This window comes from Streptomyces sp. NPDC088812 (assembly GCF_044750285.1).
In the GTDB taxonomy this organism is placed as follows: Bacteria; Actinomycetota; Actinomycetes; order Streptomycetales; family Streptomycetaceae; genus Streptomyces.
Map to the genome: position 1 here is coordinate 15,281 of NZ_JBIVJP010000019.1, position 26,479 is coordinate 41,759.

25 protein-coding genes and 2 pseudogenes are annotated in these 26,479 nt (G+C 66.8%); 25 read left to right on the forward strand and 2 right to left on the reverse strand.

All coding sequences use genetic code 11. The features are described 5' to 3' along the window. The first annotated feature begins 4 nt into the window (after positions 1–4). From ACIP67_RS29400 to ACIP67_RS29420, 5 genes and pseudogenes are all read left to right on the forward strand, one after another. Positions 5–394, forward strand: a complete 390-nt coding sequence (locus tag ACIP67_RS29400) for a hypothetical protein (RefSeq protein ID WP_401695894.1) — start codon at positions 5–7, stop codon at positions 392–394. After that, on the forward strand, positions 391–1,278 hold the full coding sequence (locus ACIP67_RS29405) for a tyrosine-type recombinase/integrase (RefSeq protein ID WP_401695895.1): 888 nt from the start codon (positions 391–393) through the stop codon (positions 1,276–1,278). Before ACIP67_RS29400 ends, ACIP67_RS29405 begins: the two co-directional genes overlap by 4 nt. A gap of 120 nt (positions 1,279–1,398) precedes the next feature. Further along, positions 1,399–1,827: a hypothetical protein gene (locus tag ACIP67_RS29410; protein ID WP_401695896.1), complete on the forward strand. Its 429-nt coding sequence runs from the start codon at positions 1,399–1,401 to the stop codon at positions 1,825–1,827. Between the two features lie 43 nt (positions 1,828–1,870). Beyond that, positions 1,871–2,131, forward strand: a pseudogene (locus tag ACIP67_RS29415) (ATP-binding protein); the annotation flags it as partial. A 164-nt stretch (positions 2,132–2,295) separates the two neighbouring features. Further along, the gene (locus ACIP67_RS29420) at positions 2,296–2,586 is read left to right on the forward strand and encodes a hypothetical protein (protein ID WP_401695897.1); all 291 of its coding nucleotides are present in this window, start codon (positions 2,296–2,298) and stop codon (positions 2,584–2,586) included. Between the two features lie 109 nt (positions 2,587–2,695). On the opposite strand, the gene ACIP67_RS29425 is transcribed toward ACIP67_RS29420, so the two are convergent. Then, entirely contained in the window at positions 2,696–2,836 is a 141-nt protein-coding gene (locus ACIP67_RS29425) for a hypothetical protein (protein WP_401695898.1), read from the reverse strand. Between the two features lie 481 nt (positions 2,837–3,317). Next, positions 3,318–3,827: a helix-turn-helix domain-containing protein gene (locus tag ACIP67_RS29430; RefSeq protein WP_401695899.1), complete on the reverse strand. Its 510-nt coding sequence runs from the start codon at positions 3,825–3,827 to the stop codon at positions 3,318–3,320. A 412-nt stretch (positions 3,828–4,239) separates the two neighbouring features. Between ACIP67_RS29430 and ACIP67_RS29435 the strand changes: the two genes are divergently transcribed. The 20 genes and pseudogenes from ACIP67_RS29435 (at position 4,240) to ACIP67_RS29530 (ending at position 26,446) form a co-directional block, all read left to right on the forward strand. After that, entirely contained in the window at positions 4,240–4,632 is a 393-nt protein-coding gene (locus ACIP67_RS29435; RefSeq protein WP_401695900.1) for a hypothetical protein, read from the forward strand. Between the two features lie 127 nt (positions 4,633–4,759). Beyond that, a complete protein-coding gene (locus tag ACIP67_RS29440; RefSeq protein WP_401695902.1) occupies positions 4,760–6,064 on the forward strand; it encodes a hypothetical protein in 1,305 nt (434 codons plus the stop codon). Between the two features lie 58 nt (positions 6,065–6,122). Beyond that, positions 6,123–8,303 (forward strand): phage tail tip lysozyme, encoded by a 2,181-nt coding sequence (locus tag ACIP67_RS29445; protein WP_401695903.1) that lies wholly within the window; start codon positions 6,123–6,125, stop codon positions 8,301–8,303. Between the two features lie 196 nt (positions 8,304–8,499). Beyond that, positions 8,500–9,483: a hypothetical protein gene (locus tag ACIP67_RS29450; protein ID WP_401695904.1), complete on the forward strand. Its 984-nt coding sequence runs from the start codon at positions 8,500–8,502 to the stop codon at positions 9,481–9,483. Next, positions 9,480–10,181, forward strand: coding sequence for a hypothetical protein (locus ACIP67_RS29455; RefSeq protein WP_401695905.1), 702 nt, complete (start codon positions 9,480–9,482; stop codon positions 10,179–10,181). The genes ACIP67_RS29450 and ACIP67_RS29455 overlap by 4 nt, the downstream gene beginning before the upstream one ends. Before the next feature lie 113 nt (positions 10,182–10,294). Continuing rightward, positions 10,295–11,044: a hypothetical protein gene (locus tag ACIP67_RS29460; protein WP_401695906.1), complete on the forward strand. Its 750-nt coding sequence runs from the start codon at positions 10,295–10,297 to the stop codon at positions 11,042–11,044. Further along, entirely contained in the window at positions 11,041–11,751 is a 711-nt protein-coding gene (locus ACIP67_RS29465; protein WP_401695907.1) for a hypothetical protein, read from the forward strand. Before ACIP67_RS29460 ends, ACIP67_RS29465 begins: the two co-directional genes overlap by 4 nt. Positions 11,752–11,814: 63 nt before the next feature. Next, on the forward strand, positions 11,815–12,339 hold the full coding sequence (locus tag ACIP67_RS29470) for a hypothetical protein (RefSeq protein WP_401695908.1): 525 nt from the start codon (positions 11,815–11,817) through the stop codon (positions 12,337–12,339). Next, positions 12,339–13,388, forward strand: a complete 1,050-nt coding sequence (locus tag ACIP67_RS29475; RefSeq protein ID WP_401695909.1) for a hypothetical protein — start codon at positions 12,339–12,341, stop codon at positions 13,386–13,388. The genes ACIP67_RS29470 and ACIP67_RS29475 overlap by 1 nt, the downstream gene beginning before the upstream one ends. 94 nt (positions 13,389–13,482) lie before the next feature. Continuing rightward, positions 13,483–15,771, forward strand: a complete 2,289-nt coding sequence (mobL, locus tag ACIP67_RS29480) for a relaxase MobL (RefSeq protein ID WP_401695910.1) — start codon at positions 13,483–13,485, stop codon at positions 15,769–15,771. Positions 15,772–15,909: 138 nt separating this feature from the next. Next, positions 15,910–16,458, forward strand: coding sequence for a hypothetical protein (locus tag ACIP67_RS29485; RefSeq protein WP_401695911.1), 549 nt, complete (start codon positions 15,910–15,912; stop codon positions 16,456–16,458). A 249-nt stretch (positions 16,459–16,707) separates the two neighbouring features. Continuing rightward, positions 16,708–17,046 carry a hypothetical protein gene (locus tag ACIP67_RS29490; RefSeq protein ID WP_401695913.1) on the forward strand — a complete coding sequence of 113 codons (339 nt, stop codon included), beginning with the start codon at positions 16,708–16,710 and terminating at the stop codon, positions 17,044–17,046. A gap of 204 nt (positions 17,047–17,250) precedes the next feature. Continuing rightward, positions 17,251–17,601, forward strand: a pseudogene (locus ACIP67_RS29495) (SH3 domain-containing protein). 140 nt (positions 17,602–17,741) lie between these two features. Continuing rightward, positions 17,742–17,864: a hypothetical protein gene (locus ACIP67_RS29500; RefSeq protein WP_401695914.1), complete on the forward strand. Its 123-nt coding sequence runs from the start codon at positions 17,742–17,744 to the stop codon at positions 17,862–17,864. A gap of 56 nt (positions 17,865–17,920) precedes the next feature. Next, complete coding sequence (locus ACIP67_RS29505) at positions 17,921–19,147, forward strand: ATP-grasp domain-containing protein (protein WP_401695915.1); 1,227 nt, start codon at positions 17,921–17,923, stop codon at positions 19,145–19,147. 255 nt (positions 19,148–19,402) lie between these two features. Further along, positions 19,403–20,248, forward strand: a complete 846-nt coding sequence (trpA, locus tag ACIP67_RS29510) for a tryptophan synthase subunit alpha (RefSeq protein WP_401695916.1) — start codon at positions 19,403–19,405, stop codon at positions 20,246–20,248. Beyond that, the gene (locus ACIP67_RS29515) at positions 20,245–20,763 is read left to right on the forward strand and encodes an XF1762 family protein (protein ID WP_401695917.1); all 519 of its coding nucleotides are present in this window, start codon (positions 20,245–20,247) and stop codon (positions 20,761–20,763) included. Before trpA ends, ACIP67_RS29515 begins: the two co-directional genes overlap by 4 nt. After that, positions 20,742–21,164, forward strand: a complete 423-nt coding sequence (locus ACIP67_RS29520; protein WP_401696094.1) for a hypothetical protein — start codon at positions 20,742–20,744, stop codon at positions 21,162–21,164. The genes ACIP67_RS29515 and ACIP67_RS29520 overlap by 22 nt, the downstream gene beginning before the upstream one ends. A gap of 155 nt (positions 21,165–21,319) precedes the next feature. Further along, positions 21,320–24,229 (forward strand): AAA family ATPase, encoded by a 2,910-nt coding sequence (locus ACIP67_RS29525; RefSeq protein WP_401695918.1) that lies wholly within the window; start codon positions 21,320–21,322, stop codon positions 24,227–24,229. Between the two features lie 144 nt (positions 24,230–24,373). Then, on the forward strand, positions 24,374–26,446 hold the full coding sequence (locus ACIP67_RS29530; protein ID WP_401695919.1) for a hypothetical protein: 2,073 nt from the start codon (positions 24,374–24,376) through the stop codon (positions 26,444–26,446). Positions 26,447–26,479: the final 33 nt, after the last annotated feature.

Sequence of the window (26,479 nt, forward strand, 5' to 3'; positions counted from 1 at the left end):
TGGCATGCGCCTGCTTCACGGAAATCTTGCCGGGGCCAGAAAAGTCCGTACGCCGACAGTCAAGGACCCCGCGTTCTTCATCTCCCTCACCGGCAAGCGGCTCATCTATGCCTGCGTGCATCCGGTGTTCCGGGCCCTGGTCGACACCGCCGCTGTCGGCCTCGACGCCCCACACCCACCCCGGCTGCACGAACTGCGGCACACCTTCGCCGTCCGCACCCTGTTGCACTGGTATCGCACCGGAGCCAACATCCAGGCGAGGATCCCATCGCTGTCGACTTACATGGGACACCGCGAACCGGCCTGCACCTACTGGTATTTGTCGGCGGCGCCGGAACTGCTCGCCCTGGCCGCCGCCCGCCGCGACGGCCTCCGGAAGGCGCCCCGCTCATGACCCTGATCGCACCCACGCTCCAGGCGTTCTTCACCGAACGGCTCGCCCGCCAGCGCCAGGCCAGTCCCCGCACGATCGCTGCCTACCGCGACGCGCTCCGCCTTCTGCTCGGCTTCGTCCAGCAGCGGACCGGGACCACTCCGGCGAAATTGGACTGGAACGACCTGAACGCGGACGTCATCTCTGCGTTCTTGAACCATCTGGAGGACGAGCGCGGCAACAGCACTCGGACCCGCAACGTCCGCCTGACGGCGATCCGGTCCCTGTTCTCCTACGCCGCCCTCCAGCACCCCGAACACGCCCTCCTCATCCAGCGGGTCCTCGACATCCCGCCCAAGCGGTTCGACAAGAGGACCGTCACGTTCCTGACCGCCGGCGAGGTCGACGCCCTGCTGGCGGCACCGGACCCGAAACGCTGGGAAGGACGACGGGACAAGGCCATGCTGGCGCTGGCCGTCCAGACCGGCCTGCGCGTCTCCGAACTCACCAGCTTGAACTGCGACGACATCACCCTCGGCGACTGCGCCGCCGTCCGCTGCGAGGGGAAAGGGCGCAAACAGCGCACCGTCCCGCTCGACCGCCCCATCCAGAGCCTGCTGGGCTCCTGGCTGAACGAGCGCGTCGGACGTCGCGGCGACCCTCTGTTCTGCACCCGGGCCGGGCGGCGCCTCAGTCGCGACGCCGTTGCACAGCGTCTGAGCATTCACGCGCAGGCTGCCGCGCGAGCCTGCCCGTCCCTCCTGAACAAGAGCATCCACCCGCACGTCCTGCGGCATATTGCGCGATGTCGCTGCTGCAGGCCGGCGTCGACACCACAGTCATCGCGCTCTGGCTCGGCCACGCCGGCGTCCGCTCCACCGACGCCTACGTCCACGCCGACATGACCATCAAGGAGAAGGCACTCGCGCTGACCGCACCGGTCACCACCCGGCCGGGCCGCTACCGGCCCACCGACAAGGTCTTGGCCTTCCTCGACCGCTTGTGACTATGCCGAGGAAACTCAAATGGTTTGCTTCCCCGAGGGCGGGCTGGGAGTGTCGGAGCGACACTACGGGCAGTCGAAGGAGCAGACGGTGGCGCTGGTCAAGAAGGGTTCCCGGCGCATCGTCGTGGACGGCGTCACCTACCGCTGGCGCGTCCGCCACAAGCCGACCTACTGCCAGTCAAACGGGTGGGGTCCGCTGACGTTCGCGGTCGAGGACGCCACCGTCCCGGGAACCGTTCTCGTCGTCGAGACCGGCTGGCACCACCCCGAGAACTGGTTCGGTCTGACGACCAAGCCGGTCGTTCCCGCTGATGTCGCCCAGGCCATCCGGACCGCCCTCGCGCAGGGATGGACGCCACTCGCCAACGGATCGCCCTTCCATCTCGACGTCTCAAACGCAGGCCAGACAGGCGAGGACGCAACCCTCGCCAGCGGATTGTCGGCATAGTCGCGGTCTCGGCATAGATCAACCTATGCCGATATCCGCATAGATTGATGACATCGGCCTCCTCCCGGTCAGCCCCGACGCCGCCGAAGGCTTCTACCGGCTGGTCGACGCCGCCTACGAACGGCGCGCAATCGCGGTCAGCAGCAACCTGCACCCCTCCGGGTTCGACGAGATCATGCCGAAGACCCTGGCCACCGCCACCGTCGACCGGCTCATGCACCACGCCCACATCGTCGTCACCCAGGGTGACAGCTTCCGGCTCGCCCAGGCCACCTCCGGCCAGGGCGTCAAGCCCTTCAGCTGACCACGACACCACCCACGGCGGGGAGATAACTGGCCGCCGTTGGGGAGATCCTCAGGCCGCCAGCGGGGAGAACTCCTGGCCGCCTACGGGGAGAACTTCAAGGCCATTGAACAATCTTCCTGAAGTACATCGCCAAGGCGCCCAAGAGGCCTCCCCTGTGGTCCGTGGGCGGCTCCGCCGTGCACGAGGCGACGGAGCACTACGACCTCATGTCGGTCGTCGGCAACGCGGACCTCTTCAAGGCCAGTGAGATCTGGGAGGCGCACTTCGACGCCCAGCTGCACAAGGCCCGGGAGAAGGGCTCTGACCGGCCGGGTGGCTTGCCCGTCGACGCACCGGAAGCTGGGTGGAGCTCCACCCAGCTTCCATATCGGCAAGCCGTGGTGGGGCATCATGCGTGCGGCGTGATCCCGGCCGTTTGCCTCGCCCATCGTCTCGGGGGTAGAGCCGGGTGATCGTCACAGCGCTGGCGACCTTGGGGGTCTGCGCGGGCGGGCGGCCTTGGTGTGCCGCCGGCAGGACAGGCGAGCATAGGCAGGGCCGGTCACTCGAGGGGGACGTCGATCAGTCCTCATCGAAGGGTAGCGCCGGCCCGTCGTCCCCGAGGTCCTCGTCGTCGTAGACGGCTTCGGAAGCGACTCTGTCATATGCATCAGCGAGGTCTGCGCCACTTGCCCCGAGGATGCTCTCCCAGTCTGTTCCCATGGGTGCGACTCTATTCGTGCTTTTGGAGGAGTTTGGCGATGTGGGTGTTGATTTCGTCGCCCCAGGCGAAGATCCGCTCCTCCTCTTCAGGGGCGATGCGCGAGAGCGCCGACGGGTGAGGATGGCACTCTCGCGTATCGGCTCGACGAGCATGCTGGGCGGCGTTGACGCGGCGCGAGACTCATCGAGCTAGCACCTGGCCTCGTCCGTTCTCCACGCTGGGGGGCGACGTACCTCAATAGAGGGGACGCCCGAGTTCACGAGATGAGTGTGCGCGGCGACGCGCTGCACACGGGCATGGGGGAGGTCCTTGAGGATGGATCCGTCGGCGTACAGCTCCCACAGTCTGCGAGTTAGTCACGTCACTCTGGCAAGGCGGTACGGCGCGAGGACCGAGGCGATCATGCGGGCTGACCGGTGACGGAAGCCGAGACGGTGAACGTCTACGACCGGGAGTTCGACCCGGCCGCCCGCAACAGCGTCATGCGCCTGGGTCTGTGACCTCTCGGGCCGACTTGTTGCGGACGTCACGCATCCGGGCGTCGAGAGCGGCCTGCGTTTCAGGGTCGAGCTCGTAGTTGCCAGCGGTTTCAGGGTTGACGTCCAGCGCGTGAGAGCGGAAGGCCTCCTGCTCGGCGGAGAGCTGCTGGATGGTCTGGGTGATCCGGTGGATCTTCTGGCGCAGCCTCTCCCATTCCTGCTCGGCGAGGGCGAGCTCGGCGAGCAGGTTCTGGATCTCGGCTTCGTTTTCGCGAGCGTAGTTGTCGCTGACCAGTGTGATCAGGGGGACTCCGAGAGCCTTGGCAGCGGTGACCGCCTCGTCGAGCCTGACCGCGCGGGTCTGCTGCTCGATGCGTGTGATGGCGGTGGAGTCGACGTTCGTGCCGAGCAGTGCGGCCATACGGCGTGCTAGCTCTGCCTGGCTGATGCCGAGGCGTTCGCGTTCTTGACGAAGTCGGCGGGCGAAAAGGTCCCCAGGCAGCGGGTTCATGGCGGTTTGGTTCTTCCTGGTCGAGATCGCGATCGACGGGGTGTGCAAGGGGGGCCCGCCTCGAGATCGAGCAGGCCAGCGTCACGGCGGTGCTGGAGCGGCACATTACACATCTGGCGCTGCGGATTCCACAGGCGTCCGCCACGGCCCTGCGGTCGCGCGTCGCGGCGCCGATCAGCCTCGCTTCCGAGTCCCTTTCAGCTCCCTATTGATTGACTCTGTCGCACACCTCTATCAATAGCCATCCCAATGGGATAGATTAGCCACTGCTGATGCGCGCGCATACGAGCCAGCGGGGTGATCCGACAGCACGCCACCGATCACGCCGGCTTCTATCACTACCCGTCCGGGTGGGCCGCCTTGTGACTCACTGTCATGCAACCGAATGATGCGAAAGGCGAGAGGAAAGAACGTGACAAAGATCTACGAGGCAGCCGTCCTCACACAGGCCTCCCTGCCGAGCGCAGCCTGGGACCTGACCAGCTTCCTGCAGAACGCCAAGTCCCAGATCCAACTCTGGGGCGGTCTTCTGCTCATGCTGCTCGGTGCTGTCGGCCTGGTCTGGGGCGGCGTGCTCCTGATCAAGAAGCTGATGGCCAACCCGCAGTCCGCGGGTCAGCAGCAGGGCTGGGGCACAGTCGCGCTCCTCATTCTCGTCGGCGGAGCCCTGGGCACTGGCGGGTGGTCGCTGATCTCGACGGTCGGTTCCGGCGGCCAGCAGACCATCACGGACCTCGGCGGCGGCACGGTGATCGTCCAGACCGTCGATCAGTTCAGCGGGTTCCTGAGCGGCCCTTCCAAGTAAGAGGCCGTCACAGACCGTGCACACGACCGGGGACAGAGGCGTCGAGCGAACCGGGTCGGTTGAGGTGCAAGGCCTCCTCCGGCCCGGTTCGCCGTATCCGGGCCCGCAGCACGAAAGAGAGCAGAACATGGGGATCAAGGACAAGGCACTGGCCTTCAGCAGGAAGTTCAAGCTCGACTCGCACCACGCGATCGAGCGTTTTGGGGTGTTCTTCGGCATCTTCGCGGTCACGGGCGCGATCGTGATCAGCGCATCGGGGGCCTCGGCGTACCAGACGGAGCGTGACTCGCTGTCGCAGACGGCGCTGTACACCAGCGACTTCAAGACGTCGAAGACGAATCTCGACGGCACCGTCGACGGGATCTACACCAACAAGAGCGGCAACAAGGCGCTCGTGATGATGCACTTCAGTCCGACCGCTCAGATCTCGTACAACGCCGCGGACTACAGGGCGTTCCTGCTCGGGTCGGACACCTCGCTGAACAGCGAGCCGGTCAGCACCAGCGGGATCAAGGGCTCCTTCTACGCCTTCGGCTCAACCGGCTACATCGGGGTCCTCCTGAACGCCGACCGCCCCTTCGACCGCCAGGTGTTGAACCTGACGGTCCGTGCGAACGCCGAGCTCACCACGCCCGGAGCGGAGCAGACGCAGAGCAGCGGCAAGCTGGCCGGCGACGAGACCTTCTCCAAGTACGACCAGTGGCGGGTCTTCTTCAACCCCGGCGCATCCGGAGTCCAGAAGATCGCGGCGCTCGACGCCCTGACCTTCGACCCGGCGCAGGCCTACTACGAGGTCGCGCTCAAGGAGAAGGAGGCCGAGGCCAGGGACGCCCTGGACCAGAAGCTCGTCGAGATGCGCACGAACCTGACGCAGATTCAGTCGTACACCTCCGACCTGCAGACGACGAAGATCGACGGCCTGTTCCTGCGTCCGCCGACCGTTCCGGTCTCGATCGCCACCGACAAGATCACGGGCGTCTCCGCGGCCGAGGCCAAAGATGGCGTCTCGACGCTGGCACTGCAGACCAAGCACGTCGTCCCGGGCGGCTTCGACCTCAACTGGCGTGCAGGTAACGTCTACGACGGCTACCTCGACACCCTGGTGCCGGCCGGTCAGAGCTACGCCCAGTTCTTCACCAAGAAGCGTGACGAGGGCTCGGATCCGACGAGCCAGCAGATCTCGGACATGCAGTGGATCCTCTCGGACGGCACCAGCCTCACCAGGGACTACCAGTCCTCTGACGTGACGATGCGCCCGCTCATGAACATCATGAACAACCTTTCACAGGCGTATCAGAACTACTCCCGGAACAAGTCGCAGTACGAGTCTGATCTGTCGCTCGACCTGCTCCGACTGGACATGAATCTGCGGGACGTGCAGTCCAACAGCACCGTTCGCGACGACAAGGACTTCCTCACCACTTTCCATTGAGTGCGGCAATGAAGTGACGCATCCCGCTACCTGGTATTGAGCCTGAAAGGAAAACGAGATGGCCACCGACAAGCCGAATCGGAGTCCCAGGAAGGGGACGACGAAGGACCAGCCGAGCACGTCGGTGAGTCAGGGGATGCCCCGGCAGGGGCGCGGGACCAAGAGCCTCGGCCCTGAGGAGGACATCAAGAAGCCTCCCGAAGGCAGGGCCACCGTGCCCAAGCAGCTCCCGGGGCCGGGGGCTGATTCTTCTGGTCCTTCTGGCGCGGCGAACACTGCGCCGAAGATGCCGGACACCGCGGAGACCGCGGGCAAGGCGGCCGGTGCCGCGAGTACCGGGTCGGAGATCAAGCAGGGCATGAACGGCGTCGCCGGGAACATGGCCGGAGGTGCGGCCCAGAAGGCGATCGAGGGAGACGGCAGCAGCGCGACCCGCCGTAACGCCGGACGTTACGCAGGAGCTGCCGTCTCCGGTGCCGTGGCCGGCGCACAGGCTGGCGGGCTTCCGGGAGCCGCCGTTGGCGCAGCGAAGAACGTCGGCGTCGAGGGGGCCCAGGACACGGTCAAGGGCGTGTCCAAGGTCACCGGCGGCAGCCCGGACGCCAAGCCGGCCGACCAGCGCGAGCTGGGTGCCGGCGGCACGGGCTACGAGCGCGGTGCGTCGAAAGACGACGAGGGCCTGGGCTTGAAGGCGGCCAAGGGCGTCACCGTCGGCGGTGGCGCGGCTGCTGCCCCGTCGGCCATGGGCGTGGTCATGGCCATGGCCTTCCTGAACTGGCTGAAGTCCATGTTCTTTGCGGCCATGGCGATGGCCGTCAACGCCGGGAAGCTGCTGTGGACACTGATCGTCAACATCGTCAAGGCGGTTGGTCATGCGATCGCTGCGCCGTTCATGGCGATCGGCAGCTTCATAGCCAAGGGGGCCGGCGCGGTCCTGGGCGTCACTGTCACAGCGACGATGGCCCCAGTTGCCGCAGCGATGTCGGGTGCGGTCGCGGTGACCGCCACCGTGGCCCTGCTGGGCACGGTCTTGACCGGCGTCCTCAACTCGACTGCGCTGACCGAGGGCCGCATCAATGCGAACGGGACGGCGTGTGTCGTCAACGCGGGTAGCGTCGGCAACGGTTCCGGGGCCACCGTCCCGGCGGGCGTGGAGAAGAACGCCAAGGAGATCTACTCAGTACTCAGCAGCTGGGGGATGCCGAAGGAGAACATCGCGGGCATCCTCGGCAACTGGTCGCAGGAGTCCGGGATCGACCCGACGAGCGTGCAGAACTTCCCCACGGGGGCGTATGCCATGACCACCGGGAAGGCCAGCGCCGCACAGAACACGGACAACGGCATCGGTCTCGGGCAGTGGACGTTCGGCCGCAACACGTTGCTGCGCCAGTACGCGAAGAGCAAGAACATCGACTGGTACACCATCAAGGCCCAGCTGGCCTTCATCGTCGATGGGGACAATCCGAGCGATGTCACGGTCTTCAAGGACATGCTCAGGACGTCGCAGGGCTCCCCGCGTGCTGCGGCGCTGCACTTCCACGAGAAGTGGGAGCGCTCCGCTGATGACGCGGCCGGGCTCACCGCACGAGGCGACAACGCCGAGATGTGGTTCGGCAAGATGAGCGGCTGGTCGGTCGACAACTCGATCGTGGACGGCGTCAAGAACATCGTCGGCGGGATCATCGAGAACATCGTCAACGGCATCAACACGATCCTGGGCAACTGCAGCACCAAGGGCGGTACTTCTGTCTCATTGAAGGACGGCGGGATGGCCCAGGAAGAGGCTCAGGCCCTCGTCGACCTCTTCAACAAGGAGGGTGACAAGTTCCTCGACGACCGCTACGGCGACCAGGGCGGTCCTGGCTCGTGCGGGAGCAACCATGCTGAGAACTGCGTGTCGTTCTCGACCTACTTCGTGAACAAGTACACGACGTTCCAGACCTACCCGGCCGGTGACGGCAAGGAGACGGCATACACGATCGCGAGGGAGACCGGCAAGCAGTTGTCCTCGATTCCGGCGGCGTATTCGGTGGGTTCCGGCCCGGGCTCCGGTCCCGCCGGCCACACCCTCGTGGTGCTCGGCGTCCAGGGCGACAAGGTCATCCTCGGCGAGGCCGGCTATTGCGCCTTCATGGGCCGGGTCCGTGTCGACAGCGCGGCGCGGATGGCGGCCGAGGGCTGGAAGTTCGTGGACATGTCGGATTCGATGCTCCCCTCCGGCAAGATCAAGACGGTCTGATGCACTGCATCTGATCTGGGAGTGAGAAGCCGGTGCCGGGTGATCCGGGCACCGGCTTCTTCATGTCCGGCGTAGGCCCTGCGTGCCGCTCCGCTTTTCGGAGCCTTTATCGAACGGATTCAGAGTCGGCCTCGAATTCCTTTATAGATAGACTTGAGTCGTTTATGAGAGCAACGTGGAGTGAGGAGTGTGTTCCGTGACGACAGTCCATGACGAGTCCGAGAGCACGGGCCCCGAGCAGGAGACCGGGTCGATGCCCGAGGAGAAGCCCGCGGCACCGCAGACACGCAAGAAGGTCACCGGAGCTGAGCTCGAAGAGCGCTTCGCGGGCTGGACGATGCGCCAGCGCGAACGGGTCCAGGCACGCAGCCCGGAGGGCAACGCGCGCCTGATCCGGCGCGGCGTGACCGCGGTGATGGGGGTCGGGATCCTCGCCCTGGTCGTCGCCACAGGCGTGGCCGGCGAGAGCTTCAAGGCAAGCACGGCGGACAACGAGGCCCAGATCATCCAGCTCACAGGGCAGCTGGATAATGCCCAGTCCACGCCCGTAAAGGCGGACGCCGGCGCGCAGTTGTCCAAGCTCACCGAGGCGGCAGCCGCCGACGCGCAGAAGGTCGCGACCGGGGAGCAGACCTTCGCCACGTTGTACCACCAGGCCGGCGTCCAGCCCAGCCCGAACAACGGGGCCCCGAACCAGGCCACGCTGGAGATCATCAAGCACCGCCGGGACATGGCACCGCTGTTCAGCAAGGACTCCTTCCTGGTCAGCGACAAGGAGGCGTACAGCACCTCGTCGCTGACGCCGTTCGATGCGACCACCGAGATCGATCCGCGCCACGCCTGGTACATCCGCTACGACGGCCAGAACGCAGCTGCCCCGAGCACGTACGCGTGGAAGGTCGAGACGGTGATGCCCGACCTGAGCGTGAAGGACGGCTCGGGCGCGACGAACCAGGCGAAGGTCGTCTGGCTGTGCCGGGACACGAAGAGCGGCGAGGTGCTCGCCTGGGCGAGCGCACGCTACGTGCGCAACGCCACGGCGGGGGCCTTCGGCCACGTGGCGCTCGTGGTGACCGCCGCCGGTGCGCAGTACGAGAACCCCGCGATCAAGATGCCGGCCGGGTCCGGAGTCCCTGAACTCAGCGGCACGGGCGCACAGGAGAAGGGCGGGAAGCGATGACGGAGCAGACGGCCGCATCCACCCGGCAGGGATTCTTCCGGCGCAACCTCTCGGTCCTGGTGACGGCAGCGGTCCTCGCGGTCGTCGCGACGGCTGCCGGTGTGACCTGGAGCGGCCAGCACGCGGCCCTGGCTGAGCAGGAAGCCCAGATCAACGACGTCGAGGGACAGCTGGCAGACATCCAGAAGAAGAACGCCGAGCAGGTGAACGCGGACGTGATGGCGGCCCTGGGTGTCAGCCAGAACCGGCTGAGCACCGAGGGTGAGCGCATCAAGTCGCTGCTTTCGATGGCCTTCACGTGGGACTCGGGACAGAGCTACGAGGCGGCGCGCGAGAGCCTGAAGAGCCGGTTCGGCCTCACCGAGAACGAGACGTTCCTGAAGTCGTTCATGCCTCCGTCGAGGTTCAACGAGGATTCCCAGGGGCGACGTTACTACTACATCGACACGGTCGGCCTGAACTCGGCCCTCGGCGCGGATCCGGACATCGAGGTCGTCGACGTCAAGGCGGGCCTCTACACCTACGCCGCCCTGGCCGACGTCGAGGTCACCTCCGACGCGGTGACCCAGAACAAGGCGAGCAAAGCCAGCGTCACGGCGCACCGGCGCGCGCTGCTCTTCGTCACGGTCGACGCCCAGGGCAAGGTCTCGAATCTCTCCGGTGTCCCGGCGAGTGGCGAGACTCGCTATTCCGGATGACTCACACCCCCTTTCAACTCACCTCATTGATAGAGTTGTCTTGACATTCGAGTGGAATGGCGAGTTGAGGGCTAATGGAATCGACACAGACCGATGAGTCGGGTGGGGGCGCAGTGCGCAAGACGCGCTTCGTCGCGACGCCCGCGTCCTCGCAGAAGGGCACGGACGCTCCTGGGCAGACGGAGCCCGCGGGCGGCCTGCGCAAGCGCACCCTCGTGGCCGGCGTGAGCATGGGTGTGGGCGCACTGCTGTGCTTCGTACTCTCCGCGGGGTTCTCCGGCGGTCAGAGCGCGGTGAGCGATACGGCTGCGCCGGAGATCTCCTCTCTGCAGGAGCAGATCAGGATCACCGAGGCGAAGACGGCGGCGCTGCCGAAGGCGGACGACGCCGAACGTGGTCTGCCCGCGGCCCTGACGGCGGCTGGTCAGGTCGCGAAGCTGCAGAACGACTACCGCCACCTGACGCCCAGCGTGGCGGCAGACGGCGGCACGCTCGACACGGCGACGTCTCAGTCGACGCTGCGCAACCTCATCCCCTACTTCGCTCCCTCGGTGCACCAGGCGGACCTGGGGCCGTGGTACCTGCTCGCCGGTGACAAGGACGTGGCGGCCGGCGTCGGGATCCCGATGAGCTTCAACTCCGGCTTTGAGTGGGTCGTCCAGGTGCCCTACCTGGTCAACGACGACAGCACCATCACGGTGACCTGGCTGGCGATGGAGACCAGGCCGGGTGTGGGTGAGAGGCCGGCGGTGCTGGCCTGGACCCGCGCCGATTACGACCTGGTCCGCAAGGCGTTCGTGAACATCCAGACCGGCACGACGGCCACCGGCGAGGCCTTGAAGCAGGAGGTGAAGACACCGTGAACGAGGAGATCAAGGACAGGCTGCGCCAGCACGCCGGGAAGATCCTGCTCAGCGGCACCGGGGCGCTGCTCGCGCTCTCGGTGGTCACGCTCGGAGCCAGCCTGCTCAGCGACGGCCCGGCCGCGTCGGACACCCAGGCCGATGCGGTTATTCACAAGCTCGAAGGCAACCTCGGCGACGCCTGGGCCAAACTCGCAACGCAGCACACGGCGCTGCTGGCTCAGCTGCCGGGCATGGACATCGAGCGGGTGAACCGTGACCGGGCGACGGGCCGGTCCCTCCTGCTCAGCCTCACCGACAGCTCGGCGTCGACCCGGACCGTCAAGGAGCAGCAGGTACTGCTCGACGCGCGCTACGGCTTCCTCGACCACAAGTCCCGGGTGCTCACCGAGTTCGTGCCGGAGTGGATGACGGCGACCAGAGCCACGAAGGGCGCTGGGACGACGTACACGCTCGCTGATCTGGACATCGATGTGAGCCGGGTGCAGGGCCTGAACTACTCCTACACCGGGGTGGCCCAGCTCGATCCGGTCCGCGTCGGACCGGATCAGAACAGCGCTGCCAAGAGCGAGTTCGTGGTCTTCACCTACTCCACCTCTCAGGACGGCACGGTGACGTCGCTGGACGCCTATCGGGCCTCCAGCAAGACCCGCGACGCCCTCGCTGCCGCCAGCGAGGAACAGCCCTCCCCCAAGCCGACCGGGTGAGCGAAGCGCCCACCGCTTCAGCACGCACCTAAGAAGACCCCGACGAGACGTAAGGACACGAACATGTCGACCCAGACCCTGGAGAAAACCGAGACGACCGCCCCGACGAGCACGGCCGCGACGGCGAAGAAGACCACGGCGAAGCCCGGGAAGGAGCAGAAGGACTCGAAGCTGCGCACGGGATGGCGGCGCCTGGCCCCGAAGAAGGAGGCCGGCAGGTTCTCCGTCGTGGTGTGGGCGGGTTTCTTCCGGGCCATCGTCCTTCTCGCCGACTGCCTGCTGGCGTTCATCACGGCCACGGTCATCATCCCGCTGCTGGGCGCATGGCTGCACCAGCAGTCGGGCGCATCCCGGGGTGCGCTCAGTGCGGACGGAGCCATCGCCATGTGGCTGATGCCGCTCCTCTTCCTGGTCGCACTGCTCGCCGCGGGCGAGATCGTCGTGATGCGCGGCATGTGGCGCTGGGCAACGCGGATGATCGCGAAGATCCGGGACGCCCGGGGCGAGGCGACCGGCGCCGACGCCACACCGAAGTCCACGACCAGGACCACCAACCAGAGCAAGACCAACCGCAAGAGGAGCACGTGATGCGCACCGCAGGACTGACGATGAACGACGTATGGGCCCACCGTGTCCTGCGTGAACGAGGAGTGGAGACGTACCGGCTGGAGGGGGTGACCGCCGAACTCGGCGTCATGGTCGAATCGCTCGACCTCAAGCACCGGGGCAAGGAGGAGAACTACCGCCCGTATCTGCACATGACGGGCGAGCTGCGCTCGGTCACCCCGGCCAAGGCCCTGCCGTTCGGCATCTCCCAGGTGACCTACTCCCCCGGCCAGGGCGAGAAGGTAGACGCCTTCTACGAGTTCGACGACCAGCAGCTGGTCGTGCTCGCCAGCAAGGGCTACTTCACGAGCGGCTTCGCCGTGCCCGAGCAGGTCACCGGGATCGAGTGGGAGCTGCCGGCCACGGCGGACATGCTTGTCCTCGCTCCGTCGGGGGCGCAGACCGAAGACGATGCGCCCGTGGTCTTCACCCAGATCCACGACATCGGAGGCCTGGAGATCGATCTCGAGTCCAGCGGCTACGACCTCGCCGGCTACTTCGCCGACCACTCCAAGGACGGCGTCCCGCGGGCTGAGGCCGTAGTCGATGCGCGCGGGCTGAAGGCGCGTTCGGACGCGATCAACTCGCTGTTCACCGAGGACGAGCTGGGCCTGGACACCGAGGTCAAGCAGGTCGTCGGAGCGCCCGTGCCTGAGGCAGCGCCGGTCGCTGACGGCATGAGCGCGCGTCTGCAGCAGATCGAAGCGGAGATCGCCGCCGAACGGGAGCAGTACCAGACCGAGCGCGCGAGCACCGAGGGCACCACGGAGAACCTCTACCGGGAACGCGTGGCGGCAGCGTTGCAGACGGCTGAGGAGCAGGAGGCGCCGTTCGCTCCCCCGGTTCCGGCCCGTGAGGCGCAGCGCGACCTGAACCTGGATCTCGACCTGGAGCTGGAGGAGCAGGAGCAGGAGTCCCGGCGACGTGAGGTCAAGCCCGCTCCGAGTCTGGACGAGCGCAAGCGCCAGGTGTCCCAGCGTGCGGCGGATCTGGACTTCGGCGAGGACGGCGAGCAGAGCCTGGGGTCCTGAGGACGGATCAGGCATGACGAGCGCGGCCCCGGTTGCTGGCGAGCAGCAGCCGGGGCCGTAGTGCATCGGTACCGAGACAGGAAGGAGAGCGACGATGGGCCTGAAGCAGGACATCATCGTGGTCAACGAGTTCAGTGTGCCGCTGCCCGGCGGCAGGGGATCGCGCGGTGCGACGCCGGGTGACTACGTCACCCGGTACATGGCCCGCGAGCAGGCGACCGAGTCGCTGGCTCCGATCCAGCGCCTGCGCACCGACGACTTCATCATGCGCTACATGGCGCGGGAGTCCGCCGTCGAGCGCGCCGGCATCTCGCGGAGTGCGGCGAAGCATGAGATGCGCCAGGCCCAGGGTGACGGCGGCGTGGCCTTCGGCTACGGCTCGGTCTCACTCTCCGACGAGCAGCTGCGCGCGGCCGGCCACGACATCCAGCGGCACTTCGAGAACGGCAAGACCGCGCTCAAGACGGTGCTGTCCTTCGACGAGGAGTACCTGCGTAAGCGCAAGATCGTCGACGAGGACTTCCACTGCGAAGCCCGCGGCGACTACCGCGGCCACATCGACCAGATGAAGCTGCGCATGGCGATCATGCACGGTCTGGAGCGGATGAGTTCGGGCACCAGCGGCTTCGACGACCTGCGCTACGTCGGGGTCATCCAGGTCGACACCGAGCACGTGCACTGCCACCTGGCCATGGTCGACGGCGGCCGGGGCCAGGTGACGAAGAACGGTACGCAGCGCGGCAAGCTCCTGGACCGGCACAAGTCCAGGCTCCGCCGCGGTGTTGACGCCTGGCTCGATGAGAAGCAGGCGGTGGCTCATCTCTCCAGCGCCGTCGGCTACGAGCGGCGCAACGTCACCACCTTCATCAAGCGGTGGGCGCACGAGCGGATCCGCGCCGAGTCCCTGCCGCAGTTCCTGCTCGCCTGCCTGCCGGCAGACCGAACGTTGTGGCGCGCCGGCTCGAATGACGCCCGCATGCGCAAGGCGAACCAACTGGTGACCGAGCTCGTGAAGGAGCAACTCGACCGTGCCGGGTCCCCGATGCCGGAGGCCATGGAACGCATCGTCGACTACGCCAACGAGCGCCGTGCGAAAGAGTCTCTGAGCACGGAGGAATGGCAGAAGCTGGTCGAGCAGGGACGTACGCAGATCATGGAGCGCGCCGTCAACGGCATCTACCAGATGCTGCGGGCCATGCCGGAGTCGGAGCTGCGGGTGCGCACGCCGATGCTCGAAGTCATGGGGATGGACTACCAGCAGATGGCGGTGCTCGCCGCGGACCGGCAGGGCGAAGACGACAATGCTGAGGCCGACTTGGTCTCCTTCGGCTTCCGGCTGCGCAGCTACGCCTCACGCCTGCAGCATCACCGGGAGAAGGCCGGGATCTACCGCGACCTCACGCACCAGTGGGAACAGGCCGAGAACGCCGGCGTCGCCGCCGAGGACTCGCGCCCGCTCTACGACTTCTACCGCTTCGAGGAGAACTACCACCGGCGGCTGATGAACAAGTACCGGCACTTCCTGCCCTTCCCCGGGGACGCCCGCCAGTGGTACGAGCAGCAGCAGGACGTGGCGACCTACGGCCAGCGGCTGCTCTCGCTCATGGCGCTGCGCGCGGATGCCTCCCTGCAGCGGATGAAGGACCCCGAGGAGGCCGAGAACCTGGGCCGGACAATCTACGATCAGCCCGGCGGCAGGCTCCTGACCGAGGGCACGCGCGGCCGAGCGGTGCTGGACGCGCGCATCCGGACGATGAAGCAGTCCTACGACCAGAAGCTGGACAGCCTGCGGGCCGATCTCGCTTCCTCCGGCCTGGTGCTGCGCGTGGGGTTGAACGCCGAGGGTCAGGCGAGTACGGCGAGCGACGCGGTCAGCACGGATTTCAAGATCGTCGCCGGTGCCGCGTATGACTTCGACGAGGTCAAGGCCCTGGACCTGCACCACCTGGGATACGACTTCGTCACCGACGTCGAGATCGGGCCGCACGCACACCAGACCTTCGTCGAGACGACCAGAGACCGCCGGCGGCTGCTGCTGGCGGCGATGGACTACCTGGACCAGTCCGGCCAGGCCGAGGCAATTCCCGATCTGCCGGTGGACGATGTCGCGGTGATGACACGGGTCTCCCGGGAGCTGACACCTCAGCAGACGGACGAGGAAACCGGCACCCTCGTGTTGCGCTCCCGGATCGCGGAGCTGCGCGCCGGGTGCGAGCAGGCCGAGCGGATGCGGCGGTCCAAGGCTTCGTCACTGGACGCCGACCTCGTCGTGCGGGTCCAGGCCCAGGTCGATCAGGCCGTGACCACAGCGGACGCCGAAATGGCATTCGACTCGCAGCAACCTCCTATCACGACCGACTTTGAGCGCGAACAGAAAGACTAGTCCCGGTCTTGTCGAATGCTCTATGAGAGTATTAGCGTGAAGAGCGTTCGGCGGGACCTAATGCCTTGTCCGGACGATGCGTGACTGATCGCGGCCGACTTGTCAGAGGGCAGTCGGAACAAGCGGAAGGAAGAGATCATGGCACTCCTCAAGGGCAAGGGCGCGATGACCGGAGTCAACCTCATCGCGAAGGTCTACAAGAACGGCGTCACCAAGGACGGCAAGTCCCAGTACGCCGACGTCCAGATCGACGCTCGAGATCCGCGCGGTCCGGAGCAGACGAACCTGCATCTGAAGTCCGATCGGGTTCAGGGTGAGGACGGCAAGGTCCGCTACAACAACGGCGCTCCGTACTCCACCGGCCAGATGGAGGAGATCATCAAGGCCGCGGGTCCGAACACCGAGCCGATCCTGAACAAGGACGGCAACGAGGTCGGCACCATCTACGGCTTCAAGGGCAACGTGATGCCCGCGACGCGCGGCACTGGCCTGGTGGTCAACACCAAGTCCGTCGAGGTCTCCGAGTTCAAGGTCGACGACAAGACGCTGGACAACCAGTTCGCGTCCATGCGCGCCGCCCGCGAGGCACGGGCGGCGGCCAAGGAGGCGCAGGCTCAGGCCCCGGCCCCCGAGGCCAAGCAGGAGCAGGCAGCCGAGGTCGAGGTCGACGAGCCGGCGGTCGGCTGAGACCGAGACCGAGACCGAGTCAAGCCTGATTCGAAAGGCCCCTGGATGTCACTGGGCGAACTCGCCGTCGTCGCAAGCGGAATGCTCGCTGTCGGCCTCGCTGCCGTGGGTGCCTCGACGTACTCACGGCGCCGCTCCCGTCAGGGCGATCAGCCGGCTTCGCACGGCTGATCCACAGATCCCCAGCGCGTCCGCGCGCTGGGCGGGGGCCGCGCCTCGACGAGCACCTCCAACCGAAGGTTTCTTCTCATGCGATCCGCCATCCGCAATGCCGTCATGACGACGGCTGCCACTGCTCTCCTGTTCGGCGGTGTTGCCGCCGTGGCCTCGCCCGCGTCCGCGGTCGGGTCCAGCGCGTGCACCCGCAACGACCGCAACCACTCCGTATGGGGCCCCAACCTGGAGTGGCCGAACATCCGCACCGGCCCCGGCGTGGCCTACAAGTCCAAGGGCCACCTCGACTCCGCCGGCGAGTTCTGGGTGGAGTGCTCCGCCGTCAACAAGTACGGCAACCGCTGGTACTACGGGAAGAGTCTCTCCTCCAGCTCGTACGGCACGAAGGGCTGGGTCGCCGCCAGCTGGTTCTAGCACCACCGCGCGACGCCGACGCGACGCGCTCCCGGACCGCTCCCTCCCGGAGCGACCGGGCAGAAGCACCGTGACCTGACCACGGCCAGGCCCGCCTTCCAGGCCCCGGCGACACGGTGAGGCACCTGCGTCCAGTGCCTGCTCACTGACTTCTCGCCTAGGCACACCCCTACCCAACCGCACCCCTTTTATGGAGGTTTGTGTATGTCTGTACGTCGTATAGCCGTGCTCGCCGCCACCGCGGCCGCCGTCGCCCTGCCGCTGCTGTCCGCCCCGGCGGCCACCGCTGCACCGGTCAACGCCGTCCCGGCGTCGACCTAGTGGTCCTGCCCCGACAAGCCGCCGCTGCCGTACACGGTGCACACCAGCGCGGTGACCATCCGCTCCAAGGCCACCACCAAGTCGACCGCCGTCGGCGTCCTCTACAAGAGCCACAAGTTCACGGTGCACAAGAAGACCAAGGGCTGGCTGTACATCACCGACCGGACGACTGGCAAGAAGGGCTGGGTCTCCAGCCGGTACGTCTACCGCGACGTCCGCATGTGCCTGGACTGATCCGCCCCTGACCGTGGTGCCCCGGCAACCCGTGCTGCCGGGGCACCGCCCCCTCGTTCGGTGGTCGCCGGCCTTCCCCTCCGCTCCTTCTTCTCTTCCGCGCAGGTATCGCCATGCTCTCCTTCGCCGTTTCTGCGCCGATGACGCGCAGCTCGTGCCTGTGGCTCCACCGCGCCTCCTACACGCCGAGCCGAACAGCCGTCGATCCCGCGGGCACCGGCCACCCGGCCGCCGCCCAGGCCGACGCGCCGCGCACGGCCTGATCCCGCCTCCAACCCGCCCCGCCCGTCTCTCCCGGGAGTTCACCGTGTCCCACCCCATGCTCCTCGTCATTGGCTCCGGCCCGCGCCCCATGCGCGGCTACCTGCTGGAGCAGACCGCCACCCACTACCCGCTGCTGCTGATCAACGACGCGCCCCTGACCTGGCAGAAGCCCTACGTCATCGACCACGAAGTCGCCGATCTCAGCGACCCGATCGCGGTGAACACCGCCGCCGCCTCCCTCGCCGTGCGATGGCCCATCGCCGGCGTACTGACCTGGGACGAGTTCCACCTGATGGCCGCCGCCCGGCTCGCCCACAGCCTCGGCGGCCGGCCCAGCAACGCTCTCGCGGCCGTCGCCGCCGCCCGGGACAAGGCCACCTCCCGCCAGCGCTTCGCCGCCGCCGGTGTCCCCTCCGCCGCCTTCACCTGGGTGCACTCGCTGGACGCCGCGGCCTCAGCGGCCGAGCGCCTCGGCTACCCGGTTGTCCTCAAGCCCGCCGCCTACGCCGGCAGCATCGGCGTCATCCGCGTGGACACCATCACCGATCTGCCCGCAGCCTGGGCCATCGCCTCCGCCGGCGCCGCCTACCAGGGCCCGGAAGGAGACGGCGTCCTCGTGGAGGAGTACCTCCACGGAGACGAGATCTCCGTGGAGACCGTCACCCACCGCGGCGTCACGAGCGCCGTGGCCGTCACCCGCAAAGCGGTCGGCTTCGCCCCCTACTTCCTGGAGACCGGGCACAGCGTCAGCGCCGGCGACCCGCTCCTTTACGAGGTCGCCCCCGTCGCCGCGGCCGCCCTGGAGGCGCTCGGCATCACCCACGGCGTCAGCCACACCGAACTCCGCCTCACCCCAGAGGGGCCGAAAGTCATCGAGGTCAACGCCCGCCACGGCGGCGACCTCATCGGCGAACTCGTACGCCTGGCGACCGGGATCTCCCTGCCCCTGGCCGCCGCCGCCCTCGCCTGCGGCGAACTCCCCAACCTGCGTCCCACCCGGCAGCGAAGCGCCGCCATCGGCATGATCTACCCGCCCGCCGAGGGCATCGTCACCCACCGCGACCTGCGGCCCGGCAGCGACCAGCACCTGGAGCACTTCCAGTGGCTGTGCGATGTCGGTGACACCGCCACCCTCACCCCCTCCAGCACCACGCCGAACAACATCCGCGCCGGGTACGCGGTCGTCAGCGGCGACAGCGCGCACGACGTCCAGCAGCACCTTGCGGACGTCCTCGCCCGCGCCGACGTGAAGGTCACCTCCGCTGTCCCCCACACCGCGTGAGCAACTCCGGCCCGCCGCATGCCGCGCGAAGGGAACGCCTCCCCCATGACCCGCACCGCCCCCGACCGTCTTGCCGCCGCGCTCTCGCACCCCGACCCCGCCCTCGGGGTGTTCCTGTCGGCTAGCTTCCCCGCCCCCCGGCCTGGACCTCGAAGCCCTGCAGGCCTTCGTCGCCGCCGGCGCGACGATCCACGAGGTGGGTCTGCCGCACACCTTTTCCGAACGCCAGAGTGTCCGGATCGGCGGTGACCTGCGATGACGTCTGGCGTACATGTACGCGACGCAGTGTTGCGTCGTGCTGTCGATCTCGACAGGCAGCCAGAGAAGCGCCAGCCCATTCTCGGTGCCTTCTCGGTGGCGGGCTATCCGAATCTCCGCAGCGGTGTGGACGCCTTCGTCACCTTTGCGGAGAGCGGCGCGGGGATGCTGGAAGTGGGTGCGCCGACGGCGGATCCCTGGCTCGACGGTCCAGCTATCGCTGCGGCGCATGGCTGTGCTCTTCGTGCTGGTGATGGCGTGAGCGTCACGCTGGAAACGGTGCGGCGCATCTCTACTCGATGCGACACGCCTGTGGTCGTCATGAGCTACTGGTCGACGATCCAAGCTATTGGTCCGCAGCGAATGGCTGATGAACTGGCCTCCAGCGGTGTTTCGGGGTGCCTCGTCCCGGACGTTCCGCCGGAACGCGTTGAGGCGTGGGTGGCGGCAGCGGTAGAGGCCGGAATCAGCGCTCCGCTCCTCGCCAATCGCGATGCGTCGTATGCCGAGTTGGGCGACATATGCCGGGCCGCCACGGGGTTCGTCTATGCGCCCGCGGTCGGGGGCCAGCGGACGGGATACTCGGCTGGGATTGACCTGGACGGTCTCGCTGCCTTCGTTCGAGCAGTCCGAGGACTTGCTCCGTCGACCCCGATCATGACCGGCATCGGGGTCTCCACGCCTGAGCTTGCCTCCGCCATTGTCCGGCAGGTCGACGTTTCGGCTGTGGTGATCGGCTCACCGCTCGTCCGCGCTCTACACAGTGACACAGACGGCCTCCACCAAACGGCGGGCGTGGTCAAGGAGTTCGTTGCTGCGCTCGCCGCTGGCGGTGCCGCATGACACTCCACCTGGCGCCTGTCCGGTTCCGTGACGCTGCGGTCTTCGTCCGGGACTGGCACCGCCACCACCAGCCTCCCCCTGGCCAGGTCTTCGCTGTCGGCGCCGCGGACGAGGATGGAGTGCTGCGAGCTGTCGCGATCGTGGGACGTCCTGTCGCTCGCCACCTGGACGACGGAGCCACTCTCGAAGTCACACGCATATGCAGTGACGGAGCCCGGAACGCGAACTCGCTGTTGTACGGGGCCGCGTGGCGGGCGGCGAAGGCCTTGGGTTACACCCGCTTGATCACCTACACCCAAGACGGGGAGAGCGGCGCAAGTCTGCGCGGAGCCAACTGGCGGGTGGTCGCCCATCGGCCCCCTCGCCCCGGGTGGCACGCTCCGTCTCGTCCACGGGTTACCCGTGGCACTGACTGCGTCGCCCGCACCTTGTGGGAGGCGGTGGACGGACCCTGCGACACGCCCGGAGTCCCCTGGAACTTCAGGGGACTTTCTTGGTGCCAGCATACGGTCTGACCTGCGGATTCAAGCAGTCCGGCAGGGTTGCACCTGCCTTCAGCAAGCTGCGGGCTCCGGCGGCGAACTCGCAGGCCGGGCTCAGCACGCGCGGCGGGCCGCGTCACAGCTATCCGTCGGCGCCGGCATCAGGCGAGCCGGGATCGCGGTTCAACCTGGTGGTGCGTGAGCGCCAGCCGCAGACTCGGCAGCCGGCGGCTCCCGCTCCCGGGATGATCACCTCCGCGGACGCGCCGAAGGCTTCCCCCTCGTTCGGCGCGGACCTGGTCGGACGCATGGGCGCGTTGGTGGGTAAGGCCGGCGCGGAGGGGAGCAACACGGCCCCCGCCAGCGAGCGCTTCAACTACCAGTTCGAGCAGCCCCAGACGCCGGAGGGCAACGAGTCCGAATACGGCGGGTGAGCGACCCGCGACCAGTGCACGGAACGAAAGGCCTCGGAGTGGACTCTGGGGCCTTCTGCATTCCCCATTCAATGCCCTATCGAATGCTACCCGTGATAGGATTTCGACTGATTTTCCAGTTGAATCTTCAGTCCAGTCGAGAGGTATTGCGCGGCATGTTCCACGAGGCGCAGCTCAACGAACGCTACCCGCTCCTGTCCAAGCTCTCGGAGCCGCTGAAGAAGGCTGAGCGCGACATCGTCGGCCGTGAACACGAGACGATGCAGCTGCTGGCCTCGATGAGCCGTCCCGAGCTGTGCAATGCGCTCCTGCTGGCCGAAGCCGGAACGGGAAAGACCGCATTGGTCCAGGCCACGATGCTCGTAGATCCGGATCGCCTCTACCTGGAGGTGGACCCGGCGCGCATGATCTCCGAGGCGGGCAACGCCGAAAACATGGCCGCGAAGCTCAAGGGCTTCTTCGACGAGGCCGAGGACTTCGTCAAGGACGAGAAGCACGAACTGGTGCTCTTCATCGATGAGTTCCACCAGATCATCCAGCTCTCCGACGCCGCCGTCGAGGCGATCAAGCCGGTCCTCGCGGCCTCGGGAACCCGAGGCATCAGGATCATCGCGGCGACGACCTACGAGGAGTTCCACAAGCACATCTCGCCGAACCAGCCGCTCGTCGAGCGCCTGCAGCGCATCAACCTCAACCCGCCGGACCAGGCGACGACCATCAAGATCCTGCAGGGCATGGCCGAACGGTACGGGGTGGCCGACGAGTTCTACGACGACCACATCTTCCGGCAGATCTACGAGTACACCCAGCGCTACATGCCGGCCAGCGCCCAGCCGCGCAAGTCGATCCTCGTGCTCGACTCCATGGTCGGCTGGCATCGCCTGACGCACCGGCCGATGGACCGGGACCTGCTCTCGGACGTGCTCATGGAGTCCCTGAACGTGAACGTCGCATTCCGGGTCGACGGCGCGAAGATCAAGAAGCAGCTGGACGCCAAGGTGTTCAGCCAGGACTGGGCGACCAGCGCGGTGGCACGTCGTCTGCAGTTGACGGTGGCAGACCTCAACGACAAGGGAAAGCCGATGGCGAGCCTGCTGTTCACGGGCTCCACGGGTGTGGGGAAATTCTGCATCGACTCGACGCGGGTTCCTGTCTACTCGAGCGACGGCGAGACCGCCTGGAAGCTGCACGGCGACCTGGTCCCGGGCGACAGAGTGTTCGGTCGCCACGGTCACCCGGTCGAGGTGCTCGGACACTTCCCGCAGGGCATGCAGGACGTCTACCGGGTCACGCTCTGGGACGGCCGGACTCTCGACGTTGGAGGACCGCACTTGTGGACGGTCTACACAGCCAAGCAGCGGTCGAAGAAGCATGCGGGCAAGGACGTCGCGCCGATGGTTCTGAGCACGCAGGAAATGGTCGAGCGCGGCGTCGTGCGGACCTACCCCGGCGACTCTCGGGAGCATCTGAAGTTCTTCATCCCGGCGAACGGACCGGTGCACTGGCCCGAGCAGGACTTCGACATCGACCCGTACGTCTTGGGCGTCCTCATCGGCAACGGGTGCCTCACTGAGACGCAGCTGACGCTCTCGTCTGACAGGGACGACGCCGACCACACCGTGTGGACGGTGGGCGAATGGCTGGGATCGGCACCGAAGTCGTACGGGCACAGCTACAGCTGGGTCTTCCCTGTCGGCGTTGGCCCGGTGGAGGACCGCCGCGATTCGCTGTACCAGACGAAGGACGTGCTTGCCTCGGTTCCCGAACTGATCGGTGCGCGCTCGGCGGAGCGCCGTATCCCGGAGAGGTACAAACACGGATCGGTACAGCAGCGGTGGGCGCTGGTGCAGGGCCTCTTCGACACCGACGGATCGATCGGCGGATCGAACGACCGCTTCAACGTCTCGTACTCGACGTTCTCCAAGGGGCTCGCGGAGGACCTCAGGGGGGTGCTGTTCTCGCTCGGCGTCTCGAACACGATCAAATCGTGGACACGCACGAAGGAGGACGGGCGCGAACTGGCCGAGTACGGCGTGCACGTGAAGGTCGGCAACGAGGATAAAGCCCGGTTCTTCTCCCTCCCCCGCAAGCACGAGATCGCACGGCGGTCGGTCATCGAGACCTTGGGTCGTCAGCGCGTGAAGAAGTTCGACATGGTCGGCATCGCCTCGATCGAGAAGCTGCCGGAGCAGCAGAGCTCGTCGTGCATCTACGTCAACGACGAGGAGCACCTCTACCAGGCTGGTCAGTTCGTGGTCACGCACAACACTGAGTTGACGAAGCAGCTGGCGCGACTGCTGTTCGGCGATGACCAGCGGCACCTGATCCGGTTCGACATGACGGAGTACGCCGAGGACTCGTCGTTCGCGGCGTTCCGTTCCGAGCTCACCAAGCGCGTGTGGGACCTCTCCCACGCCGTACTGCTTTTCGACGAGGTCGAGAAGGCCTCGGCGATGGTCACGCGCGTGCTGCTGCAGGTGCTCGACGACGGCCGGCTCAACGACGACAACAACCGCGAGGTGAGCTTCCTCAACACCTACATCGTGCTGACGACGAACGCCGGCTCGGAGATCTACAAGGACATCTCGCAGTACGCGGCGGACGACACCGGGTCGGGCAAGCATCTGATGCAGTACGACAAGCTCATCCGCCGCTCGATCTCCTCGACGACGGGCGACAACCGGTTTCCGCCCGAGTTGCTGGGCCGTATCGACGCGATCGTGCCTTTCCAGCCGCTGTCGCTGCCGACGCAGCAAAAGATCGTGCGGAAGAAGCTGCGCCAGATGGTGCAGGAGGTGTTCGTCAAGCACAACGTGCACATCGACGTCGATGCGAGGGTCCTGCAGTACCTCATCGAGGACAAGGGCGACACCGACTCCGATGCCGGCGGTGCGCGTGCGGCTGTGGCGAAACTGACCGACGAGGTCACCACCACGGTGGCGACCTTCCTCAATGAGCACACCTCGGAACGACGGATCCGCATCGACGTCGTCGGCGACCTGGTCAGCGACGACAAGAACCTGCTGAGTTCCGACGCCTACGTCGAGGTCAGCGCGGTGCGATGAACCGGTCGAGGACGACGGGAACTAGTCGACTCATGAGTCGACAGCCCATTCGCGCCCTATGATTGCCTACCGCGATAGGGGGGAGCGATAAGATACCCATAAACCAGATGAACTGTGTTTTATTAGTGGAGGGATGGCGCATCAATGGGCATTCTGGGTACGGCAACGGGAAGCCACAGGAAGGAGCGGAAGAAGAAGCCCGACGAGCTTCTGGCCTCCGTGGTAAGAGAGACGGCGATCCCGGCGGCGGTCGAGCTGCTGCGGTCGAACACGCAGTTCGTCTTTCCCAGCGGTACGGCCTGGGTGATGCTCGTGCTCGCAGCCGACTCGATCGGCGGCTTGAGCAGGCGGCACGGTCGGGACGAGGCGAAGGGCTCGATCATCGAGCTCATCAGCTCCGACCAGATCCGCACGGTGGCCACGGCGGAGATGCTCGAAGAGGAGGTCTTCGGCATCATCCCCACCGACGAGACTCTCGCGCGCATGGAGGAGTACTCGCTGCTCACCGGTGCCACCTACGCCTGGGCCGTCGTGTGGCAGAAGCCCAGCGGCGATCTGCTCGTCGATCTGGTGAACGATGCGACCTTCGCGCAGGCGCGCTTTGTCGCTGCAGGTACCACGAGCCTCGAAGAAGCCGTGGGCAAGAAGGCGTGGGAAGAGCACAGCGGCCTGGTCGCCGAGGCTGGAGCCACTGGCCCCGTCCCGGCGGTCCTCGGGGAGGACGAGGGTGATGCGATCTTCGACGGGATCCCCGGTGTCGAGGGGGCTGACGAGGGCCTGGACGACGAGCCGCTCTTCAGCGACGCCGCCGACGAGGATGAAGGGGCGGACGCACCCATGTCCGGCGAGGACGCCGCAGGTATCGACGCCGCGGGCACCGTCCCGGTCGAGCCGGTGCCGGACTACGACGGCGACGAGGTGGCCGGCTACGAAGGTTTCGACGAGACCGACGCCGGCTACGGCGTCGAGGGCGACTACCAGGAGGCCGGCGACACTGTGCTGCTGACCGATCAGGCCCAGGTGCGCGACGTCATCGCCCGCCGGTTCCTCTCCGAGGAGCTGGACCTGGACGTCCGGCTCGATGAGTTCAACGCGACCTTCGCCATCGGCGCGCCGGTCGTGCAGATCGCTGTGCCCGAGGGCGCGACGGAGTGGCTCGGGGACCAGGTCGCCCAGCTCAACCGGCAGGCCAACGCAGACCTGATGCAGCTCCGTTCGGCGCACGAGGATGAGCTGCGTGCGCTCTACGTCAACCTCATGTCGGCGCACACCGAGCAGGTCATCCGCGATGTGGCCACCGACCGCGCGGGCTCCCGTTACAAGCTGCTGAAGGACGCCGCCGAGGCCGAGCACCAGCAGCGGCAGACGGAGAAGGACGAGAAGATCCGGGCCCGCCGGGCGGAGATCGCCAAGGACTACGAGTCGCAGGCCTCCAAGGTGGCCCAGCAGGCGGCGCTCTCGGCGGAACTGCAGTACAAGGAGCGCAACCGCTCGAAGATGGAGCGCGAGCAGATCGACTCCGCCGCCGAGATCGAGCGGGACATCGAGGATACCCACGCGCACAACCAGCAGGAGATCCTGCGGGTCCGGCGTTCGGACGCGACGCTGAAGATGCAGACCGGGCAGACGCGGATCTTCGAGGTGCTGGCCGAGCGGCAGTCGGAGTACCTGGCGGCCGAGGAAGAGCGCCTGAACCAGTGGAAGTCCGAGATCCAGCGGATCGTCGACGACAACCGCAAGGCCGACATCGCCCAGTCCGAGGCGCTGGCCGAGCACCTGCGGACCACGGACGAGATCGGCGTCCTGCGGCGGGAGCAGCAGGACCTCCTGGAGTCGGTGCGCTCTGAGCACGCCGACCGGATCCGCCGGATGGAGGACGAGCTCGAACGCAACCGCAAGGACGCCATCACGCAGATGACGGCTCGGGACGCCGAGTGGCAGCACAACCTCGACCTGGAGAAGGAGAAGACCAACTCCCAGGTGGCGCGGGTCACCGACCTGCTCCAGCAGCTGTCGACGGTCGAGGATTCAGTGGCCAAGCGGTACGAGGCGCGCCTGGCGGAGATGCAGGCCGACAAGGAGTCCTACGCCAACGAGCTGGCGCGGGCCTCCGAGATGCAGAGCCGCTCGAACAAGATCCTCGTCGTCATGATCGTCACGCTCTCGCTCCTGATGGGCGCGGCCGGCTTCATCGTCGGGGTGGTCTTGACCCGTTGAGCGGACCGGTCATAACCGGCGGGGTGATCTGAC